At 71.3% G+C, this 21685-nt stretch carries 16 protein-coding genes and 1 pseudogene; 5 read left to right on the forward strand and 12 right to left on the reverse strand.

What is annotated here, in order from left to right; translation table 11 throughout:
- The 3 genes and pseudogenes from MTQ10_RS11675 to MTQ10_RS11685 form a co-directional block, all read left to right on the forward strand.
- Positions 1-3913, forward strand: a 3913-nt coding sequence (locus MTQ10_RS11675) for a glycoside hydrolase family 2 TIM barrel-domain containing protein (protein ID WP_282612066.1), incomplete at its 5' end; no start/stop codon positions are given.
- 198 nt (positions 3914-4111) lie between these two features.
- Positions 4112-5524 (forward strand): dihydrolipoyl dehydrogenase, encoded by a 1413-nt coding sequence (gene lpdA, locus MTQ10_RS11680; protein ID WP_247465735.1) that lies wholly within the window; start codon positions 4112-4114, stop codon positions 5522-5524.
- 97 nt (positions 5525-5621) lie between these two features.
- A pseudogene (locus MTQ10_RS11685) lies at positions 5622-5906 on the forward strand (hypothetical protein); the annotation flags it as partial.
- A gap of 19 nt (positions 5907-5925) precedes the next feature.
- Here the strand turns inward: MTQ10_RS11685 and MTQ10_RS11690 are convergent.
- From MTQ10_RS11690 to MTQ10_RS11700, 3 genes are all read right to left on the reverse strand, one after another.
- Entirely contained in the window at positions 5926-6663 is a 738-nt protein-coding gene (locus tag MTQ10_RS11690; protein ID WP_247465738.1) for an SIR2 family NAD-dependent protein deacylase, read from the reverse strand.
- Between the two features lie 69 nt (positions 6664-6732).
- Positions 6733-7224 (reverse strand): NUDIX domain-containing protein, encoded by a 492-nt coding sequence (locus MTQ10_RS11695; RefSeq protein ID WP_247465741.1) that lies wholly within the window; start codon positions 7222-7224, stop codon positions 6733-6735.
- Positions 7221-8354, reverse strand: a complete 1134-nt coding sequence (locus MTQ10_RS11700) for an ADP-ribosylglycohydrolase family protein (protein WP_247465744.1) — start codon at positions 8352-8354, stop codon at positions 7221-7223. The genes MTQ10_RS11695 and MTQ10_RS11700 overlap by 4 nt, the downstream gene beginning before the upstream one ends.
- A gap of 181 nt (positions 8355-8535) precedes the next feature.
- Here MTQ10_RS11700 and MTQ10_RS11705 point away from each other — a divergent pair, with 181 nt between their 5' ends.
- Positions 8536-9672 (forward strand): glycerate kinase, encoded by a 1137-nt coding sequence (locus tag MTQ10_RS11705; RefSeq protein WP_374117593.1) that lies wholly within the window; start codon positions 8536-8538, stop codon positions 9670-9672.
- 84 nt (positions 9673-9756) lie between these two features.
- On the opposite strand, the gene pssA is transcribed toward MTQ10_RS11705, so the two are convergent.
- From pssA to MTQ10_RS11750, 9 genes are all read right to left on the reverse strand, one after another.
- A complete protein-coding gene (gene pssA, locus MTQ10_RS11710) occupies positions 9757-10572 on the reverse strand; it encodes a CDP-diacylglycerol--serine O-phosphatidyltransferase (protein ID WP_247465776.1) in 816 nt (271 codons plus the stop codon).
- A 22-nt stretch (positions 10573-10594) separates the two neighbouring features.
- A complete protein-coding gene (locus MTQ10_RS11715) occupies positions 10595-11251 on the reverse strand; it encodes a phosphatidylserine decarboxylase (RefSeq protein ID WP_247465750.1) in 657 nt (218 codons plus the stop codon).
- Positions 11252-11421: 170 nt separating this feature from the next.
- Positions 11422-12627 carry an acyl-CoA dehydrogenase family protein gene (locus tag MTQ10_RS11720; protein ID WP_247465754.1) on the reverse strand — a complete coding sequence of 402 codons (1206 nt, stop codon included), beginning with the start codon at positions 12625-12627 and terminating at the stop codon, positions 11422-11424.
- 3 nt (positions 12628-12630) lie between these two features.
- The gene (locus MTQ10_RS11725; RefSeq protein WP_247465757.1) at positions 12631-13143 is read right to left on the reverse strand and encodes a MaoC family dehydratase; all 513 of its coding nucleotides are present in this window, start codon (positions 13141-13143) and stop codon (positions 12631-12633) included.
- A 5-nt stretch (positions 13144-13148) separates the two neighbouring features.
- On the reverse strand, positions 13149-14108 hold the full coding sequence (locus tag MTQ10_RS11730) for an HpcH/HpaI aldolase/citrate lyase family protein (protein ID WP_247465760.1): 960 nt from the start codon (positions 14106-14108) through the stop codon (positions 13149-13151).
- Positions 14105-16150, reverse strand: a complete 2046-nt coding sequence (locus MTQ10_RS11735) for a protein meaA (RefSeq protein WP_247465761.1) — start codon at positions 16148-16150, stop codon at positions 14105-14107. Before MTQ10_RS11735 ends, MTQ10_RS11730 begins: the two co-directional genes overlap by 4 nt.
- Positions 16151-16168: 18 nt before the next feature.
- Complete coding sequence (gene ccrA / locus MTQ10_RS11740; RefSeq protein WP_247465778.1) at positions 16169-17506, reverse strand: crotonyl-CoA carboxylase/reductase; 1338 nt, start codon at positions 17504-17506, stop codon at positions 16169-16171.
- Between the two features lie 433 nt (positions 17507-17939).
- Positions 17940-18752, reverse strand: a complete 813-nt coding sequence (locus MTQ10_RS11745) for a TetR family transcriptional regulator (RefSeq protein WP_374117594.1) — start codon at positions 18750-18752, stop codon at positions 17940-17942.
- 160 nt (positions 18753-18912) lie between these two features.
- A complete protein-coding gene (locus MTQ10_RS11750; protein WP_247465767.1) occupies positions 18913-20718 on the reverse strand; it encodes a 3-hydroxyacyl-CoA dehydrogenase family protein in 1806 nt (601 codons plus the stop codon).
- A gap of 373 nt (positions 20719-21091) precedes the next feature.
- Here MTQ10_RS11750 and MTQ10_RS11755 point away from each other — a divergent pair, with 373 nt between their 5' ends.
- On the forward strand, positions 21092-21682 hold the full coding sequence (locus tag MTQ10_RS11755; RefSeq protein ID WP_247465771.1) for an adenylosuccinate lyase: 591 nt from the start codon (positions 21092-21094) through the stop codon (positions 21680-21682).
- Positions 21683-21685: the final 3 nt, after the last annotated feature.

The raw sequence follows: 21685 nt of genomic DNA on the forward strand, positions 1-21685 counted from the left end.
CGCCCCCGCCGCCCGGCCCGCCACCAGGCCCGTGGTCAGCCGCCGCCGGCTCCTGGAATCCTCGGCCGCCGTCCTCGGCACCCTCGCCCTCGCCGCGCACCCGGCCGACGCCCGCGCCGCCGCGCAGGCCGCCCCCGCCGGCCCCGGCGACGCGGCACCCGGGCGGACCGAGTGGAACGGACACCTCGACCTCTTCCAGATCGGCACCGAGCCCCCGCACACCACCCTCATGCCGTACGCGGATCTCGCCCAGGCGCTCGCCGCCGACCGCACGAGATCGCCGTACCGCCTCGGCCTCGACGGCACCTGGAAGTTCGCCCACGCCGACCGCCCCGACGACCGGGACCCCGACTTCCACCGCACCGACCTCGACGACAGCGACTGGGACACCATCCCCGTTCCCTCGGTGTGGCAGCTCCACGGCCACGACGCGCCGATCTACACCAACATCACCTACCCCTACTGGGGCCCCAACGGCCTCGGCGAGGACCCGCAGCCGCCGGCCGCACCGACCCGCTTCAACCCCGTCGGCCAGTACCGGCGCACCTTCACCGTCCCGCGCGCCTGGTCGGGCCGCCGCACCTTCCTGCACTTCGAGGGCGTGAAGTCCGCCCACTACGTGTGGATCAACGGCACCCTCGTCGGCTACAGCGAGGACTCCTGCACCCCGGCCGAGTACGACATCACCGACCTGGTGAAGCCGGGCACCAACCGGATCGCCGTCGAGGTCTACCGCTACTCCGACGGCGACTGGCTGGAGGACCAGGACATGATCCGGCTGAGCGGCATCTTCCGCTCGGTCTACCTCTACTCCACCCCGCCCGTCCACCTGCGGGACTTCACCCTGGTCACCCCGCTCGGCGACGACCACCGCAGCGCCGCGCTGTCGGTCACCGCGAGCGTCCGGGCGTACGGCGACGCATCCGGCGGACGGTACACCGTCGACACGATGCTGTACGACGCCGACGGGCACCCCGTCTGGCCCCGGCCGCTCGTGCGGACCGCCGACGTCCCCGCACGCGGCGAGGTCACCGTCAGCGCCGCCCGGGACGTGCCCGCACCGCGCCTCTGGTCGGCGGAGGACCCCTACCTCTACACCGCCGTGCTCCGCCTGCGCGACCCCTCGGGCCGGATCACCGAGACCCTCTCGCACCGCGTCGGCCTGCGCGAGTTCGCGCTGAAGGACGGGCTGATGCGCATCAACGGCCGCCCGGTCTCCCTCCGCGGCACCAACCGCCACGAGATGCACCCCGCCCGCGGCACGGCCCTCACCCGCGCCGACATGATCGAGGACATCACGATCATCAAGCGGATGAACATCAACTCCGTCCGCACCTCCCACTACCCGAACAACCCGCTGTGGCTCGAACTCGCCGACGAGTACGGCCTGTACCTCGTCGACGAGACCAACCTGGAGACCCACGGCATCCGCAGTCGCTACCCCGGCGACGAGCCCGAGTGGACCGCCGCCTGCCTCGCCCGCGCCCGCAACATGGTCCACCGCGACAAGAACCACGCCAGTGTCGTCATCTGGTCCCTCGGCAACGAGGCCGGCGGCGGCAGCACCTTCACCGCCATGCACGACTGGATCCGCTCCGCCGACCCGACCCGCGTCATCCAGTACGAGGGCGACGACCGCCCAGGCATCAGCGACATCCGCTCCGCGATGTACGAGAGCCCCGCCCGGGTCGCGCAGCGCGCTGCGGACACCGCCGACACCCGCCCGTACGTGATGATCGAGTACAGCCACTCGATGGGGAACTCCACCGGCAACCTCACCGAGTACTGGGACCTGATCCGCCGTCACGACGTCCTCCAGGGCGGCTGGATCTGGGACTTCGCCGACCAGGCCCTGCACTGGCCGGCCCCGCCGCGCACCCTGCTCACCGAGACCGGCCCGCACCGGCTGCGCGGTGAACTCCTCGACCCGGCGGGCTCCTTCGACCGCACCCGCGGCGTGACCGGCGCCACCGTCTTCGCCCGCGACCCCGCGCTCGACCTGACCGGCTCCCTCACCCTGGAGGCGTGGATCACCCCTCGCTTCACCGGCTACCACCAGCCCGTCCTCGCCAAGGGCGACACCCAGTACGCGCTGAAACAGACCGACCGGACACTGGAGTTCTTCATCCACGGCGGCGGCCAGTGGGTCAGCGCGAGCTGGGCCCTGCCCGACACCGGCTGGACCGGCACCGAACACCACATCGCCGGTGTCTTCGACGCGAACGCCGGCACCCTCACCCTGTACGTCGACGGCCGGGTCAGGGCGACCCGCATCACCGACCGCCGCCCCGAGACCAACACCGCCCCGCTCTCCCTCGGCACCGACGCCGACAACCCGGCCCGCGTCTTCAGCGGCAGCATCCGCGCGGCCCGCGTCCACGCCCGCGCCCTCACCGCCGCCGAACTCGCCGACGACACCCGCGGCCCCGGCGACGACGCCGTCCGCTTCTGGTTCGACGCCGCCACCGCCGCCGTACGCCGCGAACGACCCCGGCAGAAGACGTTCCTCGCCTACGGCGGCGACTGGGGCGACAACCCCAACGACGGCAACTTCTCCGCCGACGGCATCGTCACCGCCGACCGCCGGCACACCGGCAAGGCCGCCCAGGTCAAACGCGTCTACCAGGCCGCCCACGCGGTCCTCGCCGCCCCCGACGGACGCACCGTCACCCTCGTCAACGAGCACCTCTTCACCGACCTGCGCGCCTTCGACATCAGCTGGTCCCTCGTCGCCGACGGCAACACCGTGCAGAAGGGCCGCCTGACCCGCGACCAGGCCCACGTACCGCCGCTGTCCCGCAAGGACGTCACCCTCCCCGTACGGCTGCCCGCCCACCCCGCGCCCGGCACCGAGTACTTCCTCGAACTGTCCTTCACCACCCGCGAGTCCACGCCCTGGGCCGACGCCGGCTTCGAGATCGCCCGCACCCAGCTCCCGCTCGACGCGGGAGGCCCGCCCGTCACCCCCGTGCCCCTGGACCGCGTCCCCGCCCTCACCCACACCGACCGCGACGACGCCGTCACCGTCACCGGACGAGACTTCTCGGTCACCGTCGACAAACGCACCGGCGTCATCACCTCGTACCGGGCCGGCGGCGACAACCTGATCCTGTCCGGGCCCGCACCCAACTTCTGGCGCGCCCCCACCGACAACGACCGCGGCAACGGCCAGCACACCCGCAACGCCACCTGGCGCGACGCAGGCGCCCGCCGCACCGTCACCTCCGTCACCGCGCACGCCCTGCGCGACCGGGCCGTGCGCATCGAGGTGACCGGCACCCTGCCGACGACGACCGTCTCCACGTACACCACCGTCTACACCGTGTTCGGCAATGCCGAGATCCGCGTCGACCACACCCTGCACCCCGGCGCGCCCACCCTGCCCTACCTGCCGGAGGTCGGCTCCCTGCTGCTCCTGCCCGCCCGGCTGGAACACCTGCACTACTACGGGCGCGGCCCCGAGGAGAACTACCGGGACCGCAACGACGGCACCGACGTCGGCCTGTACTCCGGCACCGTCTCCGGCCAGTGGACGCCGTACAGCCGCCCCCAGGAGAACGGCAACAGGACCGACGTGCGCTGGGCGGCCCTCACCGACGGCCGAGGACGGGGCCTCCTCGTCAGCGGCGAACCGCTGATCGAGATCAACGCCTCCCACTTCACACCCGAGGATCTCTCCCTCGGCGCCCGCCACGACCACCAGCTCGACCCGCGCGACGAGGTCGTCCTGCGGGTCAACCACCGGCAGATGGGTGTCGGCGGCGACAACAGCTGGGGAGCGCACACCCACGACCGGTACAAACTCTTCGCCGACCGCGACTACGCCTACACCTACCGGCTGCGGCCCCTCACCGACGTAGGGCAGGCGACGGCCGCCTCCCGCACGCCCACGGCCGCGGACCTGCCCGAGTAGGCCCGCCCCCTCGGCGGCCCGCCCGCCGACCGCGTCCACCCGGCGGCTTTGTCTTCGCCCGGATGCGGGAGGCGGGCGCAGCGACACCACGGGGGAGGGAGCCGCTCGGTGTGGCGGGCGTGCCGCGTCGGCGGAAGAATCGCACCGGAGCCGAACCCCGGAGCCGACAGACCCCTGCGGAGAGGGAGAGAACCCCCAATGGCCGAGCAGGACGATCGCTTCGACGTCGTCGTTCTCGGCGCGGGACCCGGCGGATACGTCGCCGCGATCCGCGCCGCCCAGCTGGGACAGCGTGTCGCCGTCGTGGAGGAGAAGTACTGGGGCGGCGTCTGCCTCAACGTGGGCTGCATCCCCTCCAAGGCGCTGCTGCGCAACGCCGAGCTGGCGCACATCCTCACCAAGGAGACGAAGACCTTCGGCATCAAGGTCGACGGACAGATCACCTTCGACTACGGCGAGGCGTTCCGGCGCAGCCGCAAGGTCGCCGACGGCCGCGTCAAGGGCGTCCACTACCTGATGAAGAAGAACAAGATCACCGAGTTCGACGGGCGCGGCACCTTCCTCGACCCGCACACCCTGCAGATCGCCGGGTACGACGGGAACACCCGCACCATCGGCTTCGACCACTGCATCATCGCCACCGGCGCCGCACCGAAGCTGCTGCCCGGCACCCGCCGCACCTCCCGCGTCGTGACCTACGAGGAGCAGATCCTCTCCGAGGACCTGCCCCGCTCCGTCGTCATCGCGGGCGCCGGCGCGATCGGCGTCGAGTTCGGGTACGTGCTGCACAACTACGGCGTGAAGGTCACCATCGTCGAGTTCCTCGACCGGATGGCCCCGCTGGAGGACGCCGAGGTCTCCGCCGAACTCGCCAAGCAGTACCGCCGGCTCGGCATCGACGTGCTCACCTCCACCCGCGTCGACTCCATCGACGAGTCCGGCGACCAGGTCAGGGTCACCGTCACCGCCAAGGACGGTTCCCAGCAGGTCCTGGAGGCCGACAAGGTGCTCCAGGCGATCGGTTTCCAGCCGAACGTCGAAAGCTACGGCCTGGAAGCCACCGGCGTCCAGCTCACCGAACGCGGCGCGATCGCCGTCGACGGCCGCTGCCGCACCAGTGTCCCCCACCTGTACGCCATCGGTGACGTCACCGCGAAGCTGATGCTCGCGCACGCCGCCGAGGCCATGGGCATCGTCGCCGCCGAGACCATCGCCGGCGCGGAGACGATGGAGCTGGACTACGCGATGATCCCGCGCGCCACCTACTGCCAGCCGCAGATCGCCAGCTTCGGCTACACCGAGCAGCAGGCCCGCGACCTCGGGTACGACGTGCAGGTGGCGAAGTTCCCGTTCACCGCCAACGGCAAGGCGCACGGCCTCGGCGACTCGAGCGGCTTCGTCAAGCTGATCGCCGACGCCAGGTACGGCGAGCTGATCGGCGGCCACCTCATCGGACCCGACGTCACCGAGCTGCTGCCGGAGCTGACCCTCGCCCAGCAGTGGGACCTCACCGTCCACGAGGTCGCCCGCAATGTGCACGCCCATCCGACGCTCGGCGAGGCGGTGAAGGAAGCGGTGCACGGCCTCGCCGGACACATGATCAACTTCTGACGGTTCAGCGGCACCGTACGCGATGTGCGGCGTCGAACGAGAGCCGTGGCGCCGGGCGCGGTCCGTGGCGTCGTACGTGACTCGCGGCGTCGTGCGCGGTCCGTGGCGCCGGGCGCGGTCCATGGCGCCGCAGGCGATCCGGGGCGTCGCAGGCCGGCGGGGGGCCACCTTCCCCACCGGCCTCGGCGTGCGCCGCGCCGCCCGGCGTCTCGGCCTGCCCTCCGCGCCGGCCGCCCTCACCGCCCGCGCGGAGGCCCGGCGGCCCTGGCGGGCGTACGCCGTCCGGTACCTGTGGGCGACGGACGACCACCCGATCAACTCCCTCCCCGCCCGAGCCCGTCAAGGACACCACAGCCAGACGCGGTCGTCCTCGGGGTCGTAGGGCCGGTCCGTCTCGGGCCTCACCTCCCGCCCCCGGCCGCGATCCCGCGCAGCAGATCCGGCAGGGCCGTGCGGATGGGCTCGCGGATCACCTCGTCGGCGATGTCGTCGTACGGCGTCGGCTCCGCGTTGACGATGATCAGGCGGGCGCCGTGGTCGGCGGCGACGCCCGCGAGGCCCGCCGCCGGCTGGACCTGGAGGCTGGTGCCGACGGCGATGAAGACGTCGCAGGCCTTGGTGATCGCGGCGGCCCGGCCGAGGACCTCCGGGTCGAGGCGCTCGCCGAACATCACCGTCGCCGGCTTCAGCACGCCCCCGCACTTCAGGCACGCCGGGTCCGGGTCGCCGGCGTCGAGGCGCGCGAGGGCCTCGTCCATCGGGCCGCGGGTGCGGCAGCGCGTGCACAGCACCTCCCGTGCCGTGCCGTGCAGTTCGAGGACCTTGCGGGCGGGCATCCCGGCGAGCCGGTGCAGCCCGTCCACGTTCTGCGTGATCACCCGCACCGGAACCCCGGACCGCTCCAGCTCGGCCACCGCCCGGTGTGCGGCGTTCGGCTCCGCGCCGAGCGCGCCGGCCTCCTTCCGCATGAGCCACGAACGGCGCCTGATCTCCGGGTCGTTCATGTAGAAGTCGTACGTGACGAGCTTCTCCGCCTCCGGGTCGCGCCGCCACAGCCCGTTCGGGCCGCGGTAGTCGGGGATGCCGGAGTCGGTGGAGATGCCGGCTCCGCTGAGCACGGCGACGAGGGGCTTGGTCATGCGGCCGACAGTAGGGGGCGGGCGACGGGGACGGCGAACGGATATCCGGGCGGGCCGTGACCGTGCCGGTCAGCCGACCCGCTGCCCGTTCTCCAGTTCCGCCGTGCCCGAGCCGCCCGCCAGGACGTCCAGGGCGGCCAGGACACGGCCGGCGGTGGCGCCCGGCAGATACGACGACAGCTCCGCGCGAGGCACCAGACGCCAGGACAGCAGCTCCTCCTCCTGGAGCCGGATCGCCTTCAGATCGTCCTCGCCGAGCACCCCGCCGTCGTACAGATACGCCACCAGCGGCGGGCGGCCCGGCCGGCGCACCCAGTCCACGGCCAGCAGCCGCCCCAGCGGCCGGTCCAGGCCGATCTCCTCCAGTGTCTCCCGGCGTGCGCCCTCGCGCGGGGTCTCCCCGTCGTCGGACTCGATCGTCCCGCCGGGCAGCGTCCAGCCCTCGCGGTAGTTCGGCTCCACGAGCAGCACCCGGCCCTCGGCGTCCCGGAACAGCGCGGCGGCACCGGCGAGGACGCGGGGGAGCGAGGCGAGATAGGCGGCGAAGTCAGCAGAGGTCATTGCCGCAGCGTATCCAAGCCGGGCCGACGCACATCCGTTCCCGCCAGGCGCAGCGTGCGCTCGGCCAGCTCGCTGATCCGCACCCCGTCGAAGCCGAACACGGCGCTGCGGACGGTGTCGTGCAGCGGCTCCGTCCACTGCGGGGGAATGGCCGCGGCACCGGTCAGCACCCCGGCCACCGAGCCGGCCGTCGCGCCGTTGGAGTCGGTGTCCAGGCCGCCCCGCACGGTCAGCGCGACGGTCCGCGTGAAGTCGCCGTCGCCGTACAGCAGCCCCGCGGTGAGCACGGCGGCATTGGGCACGGTGTGGATCCAGCCGAGCCCGGCGGTCTCCTCGCCGACCGTGGCCAGCGTGTCCTCCCAGGGCAGCCCGGCCTCGTACAGGGAGATCACCCGCCGTACCGCGCGGGCGAGCCGGCAGCCCACCGGCACCACGGTCAGCGCGGTCTCCAGCGCGTCACGGACCGCGGGCGCGGTGAACGCCGCCGCGATCAGCGCCGCCGCCCACATCGCGCCGTACACGCCGTTCCCGGTGTGCGACAGCACCGCGTCCCGGCGGGCCGGACCGGCCGCCCGCACCGGGTCGCCGGGGCTGGTCCAGCCGTGCACGTCGGCGCGGATCAGCGCGCCGATCCACTCCTGGTACGGGTTGTCGTACGTCGCCGTCACCGGCGGCCTCAGCCCGTTCGCCAGATTGCGGTAGGCGGCCCGCTCCGCCGTGAACGTCTGCCCGTACGGCAGCCGCAGCAGCCACAGGTCGCCGACCTGCTCGGTGCTGAAGCCGAAGCCGTGGGTCTCCAGCAGATGCAGGCCGAGGATCGCGTAGTCGATGTCGTCGTCGCGGCAGCTGCCGTCGACACGGCCGCGTACGCACTGCCGCCATTCCGGGCGCAGCGGCGGCCCGTCGTGGCCGGGCGGAGGCTCGGGGAGGTAGTCGGTGAGGGGCAGGGCGTCCGCCTGCCGCAGATAGCGGTCGATGCGGTCGCGGGTCCACACCTCGCCCTGCTCGACCGGCTTGCCGAGCATGTTGCCCGCGATCCGGCCGAGCCAGCCGCCGAGGATGCGGTCGGCGAGGTCCGGTCCCGTGGCGGCCGGCCGGTGCGCGATGCCCGTCGTGCCCACAGAGGTCATGCCCTCGGTGTACCCGTTTCCCGCGCGCCTGTCCCGGTCCGGCGGTCGCGCGGGGTGTCCGCACCGCGGGCGGGGGCATGACGGCGCGGTCGCTCTCCGGTTAAGGTCGCAGCGGCGCGACTGGCCCTGACGTGCGTCGGGGCCCGGAGAGCAAGGGGATTGCGAAGTGGCGGAAGCTGCTGTGCACGGCACCCGGCGGGTGCTCGTCGCCGCGGACAAGTTCAAGGGCTCGCTGACGGCGGTGCAGGTCGCCGAGCGGGTGACGGCCGGGCTGCGGCTGGTCGTGCCGGACATCGAGGTGGAGGCGCTGCCCGTCGCCGACGGCGGTGACGGCACGGTCGCCGCGGCCGTCGCGGCCGGGTTCGAACGGCATGAGGTACGGGTCGCGGGGCCCCTCGGCGACGAGGTGACCGCGGCGTTCGCGCTGCGCGGCGACACCGCCGTGGTGGAGATGGCCGAGGCCAGCGGGTTGCAGCGGCTGCCCGACGGGGTCCTCGCACCGCTGACGTCCTCCACGTACGGCTCGGGCGAGCTGCTGCGTGCCGCGCTGGACGCGGGCGCCCGCACCGTCGTGTTCGGGGTCGGCGGCAGCGCCACCACCGACGGCGGCGCCGGGATGCTGACCGCGCTCGGCGCGCGGTTCCTCGGCGCCGACGGTGAGCCGGTGCCGCCGGGCGGCGGCGGGCTGGCCCGACTGGCCACCGCCGACCTGTCCGGGCTGGACGCGCGGCTCGGCGAGGTGGAGCTGGTGCTCGCCAGCGACGTCGACAACCCGCTGACCGGCCCGACGGGCGCCCCGGCCGTGTACGGCCCGCAGAAGGGCGCCTCCCCGGACGACGTGGCGCAACTGGACGCGGCCCTCGCGCACTACGCGAAGGTGCTGGAGGCAGCGGCCGGCCCGAAGGCCGCCGAGTTCGCGGCGGCGCCGGGCGCGGGCGCGGCGGGCGGCATCGGCTACGGCGCGCTGCTGCTGGGCGCCCGGTTCCGGCCCGGCATCGAGGTCATGCTGGACGTGCTGGGGTTCGCCCCCGCCCTGGAACGGGCCGACCTGGTGATCACCGGGGAGGGCTCGCTGGACGAGCAGACCCTGCACGGCAAGGCCCCGGCGGGGGTCGCCGCCGCGGCGCGGGCCGCGGGCAAGGAGGTCGTGGCGGTCTGCGGCCGTCTGGCGCTCGCCCCGGAGGTCCTGGGCCGGGCCGGCATCCGTCGCGCGTACCCCCTGACCGACGAGGAGCCTGACGTCTCCCGCTGCATCGCGGAGGCGGGCCCGATCCTTCAGCGGGTGGCCGCCCGCATCGCCCGCGACTACCTCACCTGACCGGCGCCGCCCGCACGCCCACGGCACGCCGAGGGGCCCGGACCGAATCGGTCCGGGCCCCTCGCGGTGTGCGTACGGCGTCCGCTACGGCAGCTGTGCCGCCCGTGCCTCGCGGCGGTTGTCGCGGAAGTTGTTCACCCGGCGTGCCGTGGCGAACAGCGGGATGACGGCGCCCATGACCAGTTGCAGGGCGCAGCCCGTCTGGAGGAGCAGCTGGCCGCTCGGCGCGTCGAACGCCCAGGCCGCCAGCAGGCCCATCGACAGGACGATCCAGCCGAGCATCGCGGCGGCGAGGCGGCCCCGCGGCTTGGGGTACTCCACGCGGCTCACCATCAGCCACGCGGTGCCGAGGATCGCCAGCAGCGTCGCCACGAAGGGCAGCTCCAGCAGCACGATGGAGACCACCGTCAGCGCGCCGAACGGGCTCGGCATGCCCTGGAACATGCCGTCCTTCATCGTCACGCAGGAGAATCTCGCGAGCCTCAGCACGACCGCCAGCAGCACCACGATCGCCCCGAGCGCGGCCACCCGCTGGTGGGCGTCGTTGGCGACCATGCCGTAGACGAGCACGAAGTACGCGGGAGCCAGCCCGAAGCTGATCAGGTCGGACAGGTTGTCCAGCTCGGCGCCCATGGGGGAGGAGCGCAGCTTGCGCGCCACCAGGCCGTCGAACAGGTCGAAGACCGCAGCGCACAGCATGAGGATGACGGCGGTGGCCGCGCTGTGGCGGGCCATGCCGGATTCCTCGCTGCCGGTGATGTGCGGGATCAGGATGCCGGTGGTGGTGAAGTACACCGCCATGAAGCCGCACGTGGCGTTGCCGAGGGTGAGGGTGTCCGCTATCGACAGCCGGAGCGAGAGGGGCATCTCCTCCTCGTCGTCCCCGTCCGCCTCGGGCACCCAGCCTGCCTGGGTCTCTGGATCAATCACGGTCAATGCGAGTCACCCCAGCCACCGTCTTCTGGCCGACCTCCACCGCGACGTCCACGCCCTCCGGCAGGTACAGGTCGACACGCGAGCCGAAACGGATCAGGCCGATGCGCTCGCCCTGCTCGACCTTCGTGCCCTCAGGGATGTAGGGGACGATCCGGCGGGCCACCGCGCCGGCGATCTGGATCATCTCGATGTCGCCCAGCTCGGTGTCGAAGTGCCAGACGACCCGCTCGTTGTTCTCGCTCTCCTTGTTGAAAGCGGGAACGAATCCGCCCGGGATGTGCTCGACGGAGGTCACGGTGCCGGCCAGCGGCGCGCGGTTGACGTGGACGTTGAGCGGGCTCATGAAGATCGCGACGCGGGTGCGGCCGTCCTTCCAGGGCATGATGCTCTGCACCACACCGTCGGCGGGCGAGATGACCCGGCCCGTGGCGATCTCGCGCTCGGGGTCGCGGAAGAACCACAGCATCCCCGCCGCGAGCGCGGTGGCGGGGACGGCGACGGCCCTGGCGGCACCGGAGCGGCGGGCGCGCAGGAGGCTGACGGCTGCGGTGGCGACGGTCGGGAGAAGCCACGGCGATGCTCCGCGCGCGAGGCGTACGCCGGCTCGGCTGTCGCGAGGTGCAGAGGTTTGGCTGTGGGGCATGGATGACCTTCGTAGCGGATGATGCCGCGCTTCAGGAGGGGGACGGCGGCTTTCCGCGATCGTAGCGGTTCACGGGCACAACTGGGTAAGCCGGCCAGCCGAGTCGGCGACCGAAGAGTGCCTACGGGGTGTGATCTTCCTCCCGGAGAAAACACCCCGCACCCGGACAATCAGCCCTGGAACCGATACTCTTCGAGCAGCCTGCGCCCGATGATCATTTTCTGGATCTCGGCGGTACCTTCACCGATGAGCAGCATCGGAGCCTCGCGGTAGAGGCGCTCGATCTCGTACTCCCTCGAGAAGCCGTAGCCGCCGTGGATCCGGAAGGCGTCCTCCACCACCTCCTTGCAGTACTCGGAGGCGAGGTACTTCGCCATACCGGCTTCGAGGTCGTTTCGTTCCCCGGAGTCCTTTTTGCGGGCTGCGTTCACCATCATCGCATGCGCCGCCTCGACCTTGGTGGCCATCTCGGCGAGCTTGAACTGGATGGCCTGGTGCTGCGCGATCGGCTTGCCGAAAGTGTGACGTTGCTGGGCGTACTGGACACCCAGCTCGAAAGCACGCTGCGCGACGCCGCAGCCACGTGCCGCGACATTGACGCGGCCGACCTCGACTCCGTCCATCATTTGGTAAAAACCTCGGCCGGTGACGCCGCCGAGCACCCGATCGGCCGGAATCCGCAGGTTGTCCATGATGAGCTCGGTCGTGTCGACGCCCTTGTAGCCCATCTTCTCGATCTTGCCGGGGATGGTCAGGCCCGGACGGACCTCGCCGAAGCCCGGCTCCTTCTCGATCAGGAAGGTCGTCATCGACTTGTGCGGGGCCGTGCCCTCGGGGTGTCCTTCGTCACTTCTGACGAGGACCGCCACGAGCGAGGACGTGCCGCCGTTCGTCAGCCACATCTTCTGGCCGTTCAGGACGTACTCGTCGCCGTCCTTCACCGCCTTCGACGTGATCGCCGACACATCGGAGCCGAGGCCCGGCTCCGACATCGAGAACGCGCCGCGGATGTCGCCGGCCGCCATCCTCGGCAGGAAGTGCTCCTTCTGCTCCTGCGTCCCGTGCTGCTTCAACATGTACGCGACGATGAAGTGCGTGTTGATGATGCCGGAGACGGACATCCAGCCGCGGGCGATCTCCTCCACGCACAGCGCGTATGTGAGAAGGGACTCGCCCAGGCCCCCGTACTCCTCGGGGATCATCAGACCGAACAGGCCGAGCTCCTTCAGCCCGTCCACGATCTGCTGCGGGTACTCGTCGCGGTGCTCCAGCTCCGTCGCGACGGGGATGATCTCCTTGTCCACGAAGTCCCGGACGGTGGAGAGGATCTCCTGCTGGACGTCGGTCAGACCGGCGGTCTGGGCGAGACGGGCCATCGCTTACTTCCCCTGTTCCTTCAGCTCGGGGCGGCCCGGCTGCTCGCCGCCGCGCTCCTTGATGTACGTCTCGGTGGGCACCATCACCTTGCGGCGGAACACGCACACCAGCGTGCCGTCCTGCTTGTAGCCCTTGGTCTCGACGTAGACGATGCCGCGGTCGTTCTTCGACTTCGACGGCCACTTGTCCAGCACGGTCGTCTCGCCGTAGATCGTGTCGCCGTGGAAGGTCGGCGCCACGTGCTTGAGCGACTCGATCTCCAGGTTGGCGATGGCCTTGCCGGAGATGTCCGGCACGCTCATGCCGAGCAGCAGCGAGTAGATGTAGTTCCCGACGACGACGTTCTTGCCGAAGTCCGTCGTCTTCTCCGCATAGTTCACGTCCATGTGGAGCGGGTGGTGGTTCATCGTGAGGAGACAGAACAGGTGGTCGTCGTACTCCGTGACCGTCTTGCCCGGCCAGTGCTTGTACGTCGCCCCGACCTCGAACTCCTCGTAGGTGCGTCCGAACTGCATGGCGGTCAGGCCTCCGGGATCTCGAACTTGCTGGTGCGCTGCATACCGGCGGCGCGCCCCTTGCCGGCGATGACCAGGGCCATCTTGCGGCTGGCCTCGTCGATCATCTCGTCGCCGAGCATCGCGGAGCCCTTCTTGCCGCCCGCCTCGGACGTGTAGTACTCGTACGCGTCCAGGATCAGCTCGGCGTGGTCGTAGTCCCCCTGCGACGGCGAGAACACCTCGTTGGCGGCGTCCACCTGGCCGGGGTGCAGCACCCACTTGCCGTCGAAGCCGAGTGCGGCGGCACGGCCGGCGACCTCGCGGAACCCGTCCACGTTGCGGATCTGAAGGTAGGGGCCGTCGATCGCCTGGAGGTTGTTGGCGCGGGCCGCCATCAGGATCTTCATCAGGATGTAGTGGTAGGCGTCCGCCGGGTAGCCGGGCGGCTGCTCGCCCACGACGAGGGACTTCATGTTGATGGACGCCATGAAGTCGGCCGGGCCGAAGATGATCGTCTCGATGCGCGGGGAGGCCTGCGCGATCGCGTTGACGTTGTTCAGGCCCTGCGCGTTCTCGATCTGCGCCTCGATGCCGATCCGGCCGACCTCGAAGCCCATCGTCTTCTCGATCTGCGTCAGCAGCAGGTCCAGCGCGACGACCTGCTCGGCGTTCTGCACCTTCGGCAGCATGATGCAGTCGAGGTTCTGCCCGGCGCCCTCGACGACCGTCACGACGTCCCGGTACGTCCATTCGGTCGTCCAGTCGTTGACGCGGACCACGCGGGTCTTGCCGGTCCAGTCGCCCTCGTTGAGGAACTTCACGATGGTGTGCCGCGCCTCGGGCTTGGCGAGCGGCGCGCAGGCGTCCTCGAGGTCCAGGAAGACCTGGTCCGCCGGGAGTCCCTGCGCCTTCTCCAGGAAGCGGGGATTGCTGCCCGGCACCGCCAGGCAGGAGCGGCGCGGACGCAGACGGTTGACGGTCATGCGGGGACCTCCAGGGGGTCGAGCTTGTTCGCTTTCCGGATCTCGTCGACGATGGCGCCGATGATCCCGGTGATGTCGAAGTCCTTCGGGGTGAAGACCGCGGCCACGCCGGCGGCCAGCAGCTGTTCGGCGTCTCCGCTGGGGATGATGCCACCGGCGATCACCGGGATGTCTGTGGCACCTGCCACACGCAGCCGTTCGAGGACGTCCGGCACGAGCTGGGCGTGCGAGCCGGAGAGGATCGACAGGCCGACGGCGTGCACGTCCTCGGCGAGCGCGGCGTCCACGATCTGCTCCGGGGTGAGCCGGATGCCCTGGTAGACCACCTCGAACCCGGCGTCGCGGGCCCGCACGGCGATCTGCTCGGCACCGTTGGAGTGCCCGTCAAGGCCCGGCTTGCCGACCAGGAACCGCAGCTTGCCGACCCCCATGTCGCGGGCGGTCGCCTCCACCTTGCGGCGCACCTCGGCCAGCTTGGAGCCCTCCTCGGGGCGGACCGCGACCGGCGCGGACGACACGCCCGTCGGCGCGCGGAACTCGCCGAACACCTCGCGCAGGGCCCCCGCCCACTCGCCGGTCGTGACACCGGCGCGGGCGCACTCCAGGGTGGCCTCCATGAGGTTGTCCGTGCCGCGCGCCGCCTCCTTCAGCCGCTCCAGCGCCTTGCAGGGCCGCGGGTGGTTGAACGGCGGCTGGTAGCGGGTGTCCCGCCAGTGCCGCAGCGACTCCACCACGCGGGCCTCGACGGCCGGGTCGACGGTCTGGATCGCGGTGTCCAGGTCGGCGGTGAGCGGGTTCGGCTCGGTCGACTCGAAGATGTTGACGCCGACGATCTTCTCCTCGCCGGACTCGATCCGCGCCCGCCGCTCGGCGTGCGAGGCGACGAGCTGCGACTTGAGGTAGCCGGACTCGACGGCGGCCATCGCGCCGCCCATCTCCTGGATCCGCTCCATCTCCGCGAGGGACGCCTCGACCAGCTCGTCCACCTTCGCCTCGATCACCTTCGAGCCCTCGAAGATGTCGTCGTACTCCAGCAGATCGCTCTCGTACGCGAGGACCTGCTGGATGCGCAGGGACCACTGCTGGTCCCAGGGGCGGGGCAGGCCGAGCGCCTCGTTCCAGGCCGGCAGCTGCACGGCACGCGCGCGTGCGTCCTTGGACAGGGTGACGGCCAGCATCTCGAGGACGATCCGCTGGACGTTGTTCTCCGGCTGCGCCTCGGTCAGGCCGAGCGAGTTGACCTGGACGCCGTAGCGGAAGCGGCGCTGCTTGGGGTTGTCGATGCCGTACCGCTCACGGGTGACCTTGTCCCAGATGCGGCCGAAGGCGCGCATCTTGCACATCTCCTCGACGAAGCGGACGCCCGCGTTGACGAAGAAGGAGATCCGGGCGACGACGTCGCCGAACTTCTCCGCCGGCACCTGCCCGGAGTCGCGCACCGCGTCCAGCACGGCGATCGCCGTGGACATCGCGTACGCGATCTCCTGCACCGGCGTGGCCCCGGCCTCCTGCAGGTGGTAGCTGCAGATGTTGATCGGGTTCCACTTCGGGATGTGGGAGACCGTGTAGGCGATCATGTCGGTCGTCAGGCGGAGCGACGGGCCGGGCGGGAACACATGGGTGCCGCGGGACAGGTACTCCTTGACGATGTCGTTCTGCGTGGTGCCCTGGAGCTTGGTGATGTCCGCGCCCTGCTCCTCGGCGACGACCTGGTAGAGCGCCAGCAGCCACATGGCGGTGGCGTTGATCGTCATCGAGGTGTTCATCTGCTCCAGGGGGATGTCCTGGAACAGCCGGCGCATGTCGCCCAGGTGGGCGACGGGCACGCCGACCCGGCCGACCTCGCCGCGGGCGAGGACGTGGTCGGGGTCGTAGCCGGTCTGGGTGGGCAGGTCGAAGGCGACCGACAGGCCGGTCTGACCCTTGGCGAGGTTGCGCCGGTACAGCTCGTTGGACGCCTCGGCCGTGGAGTGACCGGCGTAGGTCCGCATGAGCCACGGCCGGTCCTTCTCCCGCCTGGCGGCGGGCTGACGCTCTGTCATCGATGACCTCAGCTGTCCTCAGACGTTCCGGAAGCGGTTGATGGCGTCGATGTGCTTCGCGCGCATCTCCTCGTCGCGCACGCCGAGGCCTTCCTCGGGGGCGAGGCAGAGCACGCCGACCTTGCCCTGGTGGAGGTTGCGGTGGACGTCGTAGGCGGCCTGCCCCGTCTCCTCCAGGGTGTACGTCTTCGACAGGGTCGGGTGGATCTTGCCCTTGGAGACGAGGCGGTTGGCCTCGTAGGCCTCGCGGTAGTTGGCGAAGTGGGAGCCGACGATGCGCTTCAGCGACATCCACAGGTAGCGGTTGTCGTACTCGTGCATGTAGCCCGAGGTGGAGGCGCAGGTGGTGATGGTGCCGCCCTTGCGGGTGACGTACACGCTGGCGCCGAAGGTCTCACGGCCGGGGTGCTCGAAGACGATGTCGATGTCCTCGCCGCCGGTCAGCTCGCGGATGCGCTTGCCGAACCGCTTCCACTCCTTGGGGTCCTGGGTGTGCTCGTCCTTCCAGAACCGGTAGCCCTCGGCGTTGCGGTCGATGATGTGCTCGGCGCCCATCCTCCGGCAGATCTCCGCCTTCTGCGGGGAGGAGACGACACAGATCGGGGTGGCGCCGCCGGCCAGGGCGAACTGGGTGGCGTACGAGCCGAGGCCGCCGGAGGCGCCCCAGATCAGCACGTTGTCGCCCTGCTTCATGCCGGCGCCGTTGCGGGAGACCAGCTGGCGGTAGGCGGTGGAGTTGACCAAGCCGGGGGCGGCGGCCTCCTCCCAGGTGAGGTGCTTCGGCTTGGGCATCAGCTGGTTCGTCTTGACCAGGGCGATCTCGGCGAGGCCGCCGAAGTTGGTCTCGAAGCCCCAGATGCGCTGCTCGGGGTCGAGCATGGTGTCGTCGTGGCCGTCGGGGGACTCCAGCTCGACGCTGAGGCAGTGCGCGACGACCTCGTCACCGGGCTTCCAGGCGTTGACGCCGGGGCCGGTGCGCAGGACGACGCCGGCCAGGTCGGAGCCGATGATGTGGTACGGCAGGTCGTGCCGCTTGGCCAGCGGGGAGAGCCTGCCGTAGCGCTCCAGGAAGTTGAAGGTGGGCAGCGGCTCGAAGATCGAGGTCCACACCGAGTTGTAGTTGACCGAGGAGGCCATGACGGCCACCAGGGCCTCGCCGGGGCCGAGTTCGGGCACCGGGACCTCGTCCAGGTGGAGCGACTTGCGCGGGTCCTTGTCGCGGGTGGCGAGGCCCGCGAACATCTCGACCTCGTCCTTGTGGACGGTGATCGCCCGGTAGGAGTCGGGCAGCTCGAGGTTCGCGAAGTCGGCCGAGGTGGACTCGGGCGACTGGATCGCGGCCAGGATGTCCTTCATGGTCACGGTGTTGCCTCCGGCGGTGAGCGCCCTGAGGGCGGGGCGCTGAGGGGTACGTCGGTGCTGCTGAGGGTGGTTTTCGGGGTGCCGTCGGTCCGGCGGGTGGTGCTGGGGTTCGGCAGCGCTTTGTGGCGCGGGAGGGTGCCTGTGACGCAGGCGTCCGGGGCGCGCGGGCCGGTGGTGCGCCCGCTGGGACAGTCGCCCGGACGCCTTCAACGTATGACACCGCGTGTCAGGTGACAAGGCACTGAGTGCCAGAACTTGCGCGCAGATGAAATCTTTACGTAACAAATGAGCGATGATCGATCGAACAGCCCTCCGAGGCGGGTGGAAAACGCCTCGAAAACCCCTCCTGACATGGCAAAACGGCCACCCTTCAGGGGTGGCCGTTCTCACAGCGCCGGTGTGACCCGGCACTCGCGCGGTGTGCGGCTCAGCGCTCCTTGAGCGCCTGCTCGATCGTGCGCATCACCTCGTCCAGCGGGGCGTCCGTGCGGGCCACCGTCACCAGCACCTCGCCGTGCGTGGACGCCGTCGCCGCGGCCGGCTTCGGCGGCGCCGGCGCCCGGCCCGCCATGATGCCGGTGCCGAACGTCTTGCGGACGATGGTGAACGCGTGGTCGAGCTGTGCCTCCACATCGCCCTGCCCGTCCGCCCTGAGCCAGCGCCGCAGCACATGGTTGTGGGCGGTGACCACGGCGGACGCGGCGACCTCGGCGAGCAGCGGGTCGTCGTTGGCGTCGTCGTCGTGCGCGTGCTCGTCGAAGTGGCCGAGCAGATAGCGCGTGAACAGACGTTCGTAGCGGGCCACCGACGCGATCTCCGCCTCCCGCAGGGTGGGCACCTCGCGGGTCAGCCGGTAGCGGGCGACGGAGATCTCCGGCCGCGCCGCGTACATCTTCATCACTTCCTTGATGCCGCGGCACACCGTGTCGAGCGGGTGCTCGTGGGCGGGCGCCGCGTTCAGCACCCGCTCCACCCGTACGAGGGTGTCGTCGTGGTCGGGGAAGATCGCCTCTTCCTTGGAGCGGAAGTGGCGGAAGAAGGTGCGGCGGGCCACCCCGGCGGCTGCGGCGATCTCGTCGACGGTGGTCGCCTCGTACCCCTTGGTCGCGAAGAGCTCCATCGCGGCCGCCGCCAGTTCCCGGCGCATCTTGAGCCGCTGGGCGGCGGCGCGACTGCCTGCGGCACTTTCCGGCGCGTCTGGCGTAGCTGGTGTACGTGAGGACTTGGCGGGCTGGGACATGCCCCGAACGTACTGCATGGACCGGCTTCTTCGCGCAGGTCCGGGCATTCCCCCGCCCAGGTGGGGCGGGGCAGGGGCGGGCCGGGCCGGCTGCGGGAGCACCGCCGGATCGAGCAGCCCGCCCCAGTCCCGGCCCGCCGCCGGGCCGTCCCCCGGACGGTCAGCGCCGGGCATACTCGCGGAAGCCGCGGCCCGTCTTGCGGCCGAGGCAGCCCGCGGCCACCAGGTGCTCCAGCAGCGGCGCCGGGGCCAGGCCCGGGTCACGGAACTCGCGGTGCAGCACCTTCTCGATGGCCAGCGACACATCCAGGCCGACGACGTCCAGCAGCTCGAACGGGCCCATCGGGTAGCCGCCGCCCAGCTTCATCGCCGCGTCGATGTCGTCCAGCGAGGCGTAGTGCTCCTGCACCATCTTGATCGCGTTGTTCAGGTACGGGAACAGCAGCGCGTTGACGATGAAGCCGGCCCGGTCACCGCAGTCCACCGCGTGCTTCTTGATCTTCCCGCAGACCTCGCGGACCGTGGCGTGCACGTCGTCCGCGGTGAGCACCGTGCGGACCACCTCGACCAGCTTCATCGCCGGCGCCGGGTTGAAGAAGTGCATGCCGATCACGTCCTGCGGACGCGAGGTGGCCCGCGCGCACGCCACCACCGGCAGCGAGGACGTGGTCGTCGCGAGGACCGCGCCCGGCTTGCACACCTTGTCCAGCGCCGCGAACAGCTGCCGCTTGACGTCCAGGTCCTCCGCGACCGCCTCGACGGCCAGATCGACGTCGGCGAACGCGTCGTACGAACCCGCCGGGACGATCCGCTCCAGCGTCTGCGCGGCGGCCTCCGCGGTCAGCCTGCCCTTGTCCACCGACCGGGCCAGCGACTTGCCGATCCGCGCCTTCGCGGCCTGCGCCTTCTCCTCGCTGCGGGCGGCGAGGACCACCTCGTACCCGGCCTTCGCGAACACCTCCGCGATACCGGAGGCCATCGTGCCGGAGCCGGCCACACCCACCGACCGCACCGGGCGGCCCGGCACCAGCGTCGAGCCCTCCAGCGGCGTCAGCGCGTCCCGCACGACGACGGCGCTGCCGGGGGCCTCGTACGTGTAGAAGCCGCGGCCCGACTTGCGGCCCGTCAGGCCCGCCTCGCTGAGCTGCTTCAGGATCGGCGCCGGCGCGTGCAGCCGGTCACGCGACTCGGCGTACATCGCCTCCAGCACGGTCCGCGCGGTGTCGATGCCGATCAGGTCGAGCAGCGCCAACGGGCCCATCGGCAGACCGCAGCCCAGCCGCATCGCCGCGTCGATGTCCTCCCGGGAGGCGTACTTCGCCTCGTACATCGCCGCCGCCTGGTTCAGATAGCCGAACAGCAGCCCGTCGGCGACGAAACCGGGCCGGTCGCCCACCGCGACGGGCTCCTTGCCCAGGTCGTGCGCGAGATCGGTGACCCGGCCGACGGCGGCGGGCGCGGTCAGCACCGACGAGACGATCTCGACGAGCTTCATCGCGGGCGCCGGGTTGAAGAAGTGCATGCCGAGCACCCGCTCCGGGTGGGCGGAGTCCGCGGCCAGCCGCGTCACCGACAGCGCGTTGGTGCCGGTCGCGAGGATCGCCTCCGGGCGCACGACCTCGTCCAGCTCACGGATGATCTGGTGCTTGATCTCGTACGACTCCGGCGCCACCTCGATCACCAGGTCGGCGTCGGCCGCGGCGGACAGCACGGTGGAGGTGCGGAACCGGGCCAGCGCCTCGGCGCGCTCCGCCTCCGTCAGCCGGCCGCGCTCGACGGCGCGGGCGGTCGCGGACTCCAGCGCGGACGTGCAGCGGGCGGCCTGCGCCTCGCTGATGTCGATGCCGATCACGGTACGGCCGGCGCGGATCAGCACCTCGGAGATGCCGGTGCCCATCGTGCCGAGGCCGACCACGGCGACGGTCTCGATCGGGGACAGGGAAGGGTCGGGCTGGGGAGCGGCCATCGCGGGACTCCAGAGAATGAGGGTGACGACTGGGATGCGCGACCGGGTGCGCCGACGAAGGGCGCACCGAGCGCGAGAAGAAATGCGGGTGTGTATCCGGGCTACGAGCGCACACGCCCGGTGCCGCCGCCACGGCGTGCACACGCCCGGCGACCGGCGGTTCCGACCGGCCCTGTCCCCGGGCCGAGCCGTACTGCGGTACTCGGTACCGAACCGACTGCTCCCACGAGGCCGCGTCACCAAGCCGTCGTGGGGGAGAAACGCGAGGGGTATCTCGCTCGTCTGAGCTTAACCGGTGGGTAACGAGCGCGCCAGCCCCCGGACTTTGTGATGTGGGTCCCTCACTCGGTGTGGTGCGCCTAACCTCGGCTCCATGGACGAAGAGTTGCGATCGCTCACGGACCGCTTACGGCACGAGGCGGCCGGCGCGGCCGAGTTCGACCGGCTGGCCGCCACCGCGGACCTCGACGAGCTGGCCGCCGTGCTCACCGAGCCGGGCCGCCCGCTGTGGGCGAGGGAACTGGCCGCGTTCCGGCTGGGCCTGGCCGGGGACAGTCGCGCCTTCGAGTCCCTCGTCCTGCTGCTCAACCACCGCGACCCCGAGCGCTGTGTCTCCGCCGCCCACGCCCTCGCCCGGCTCGGCGACCCGCGCACCGCACGGGCCGCCGCCGCCCTCGCCACCAACGAGCTGCGCGTCGCCTACGCCCTGCACCCGATACGGCTCCTCACCGAGCTGCGCGCACCCGAGTCCGTGCCCGCCCTGATCACCACGCTGCGGCGTCGGCTGAGCCCGCACGACCCGTACCGGCGGGTGGCTCTCGCCTGCGTGGAGGGCCTCGGCGCGCTCGGCGACGCGCGGGCCCGCCCGGTGCTGAACGAGGCTCTCGCCCACCCGGCCCTCGCCGAGGCGGCGGTCAGGGCACTGGCCCGCATCCCGGGGCAGCGGGGGCGGGGGGCGCCTTGAGGC

This window comes from Streptomyces sp. XM83C, assembly GCF_023072675.1.
Taxonomy (GTDB): domain Bacteria; phylum Actinomycetota; class Actinomycetes; order Streptomycetales; family Streptomycetaceae; genus Streptomyces; species Streptomyces thermocoprophilus.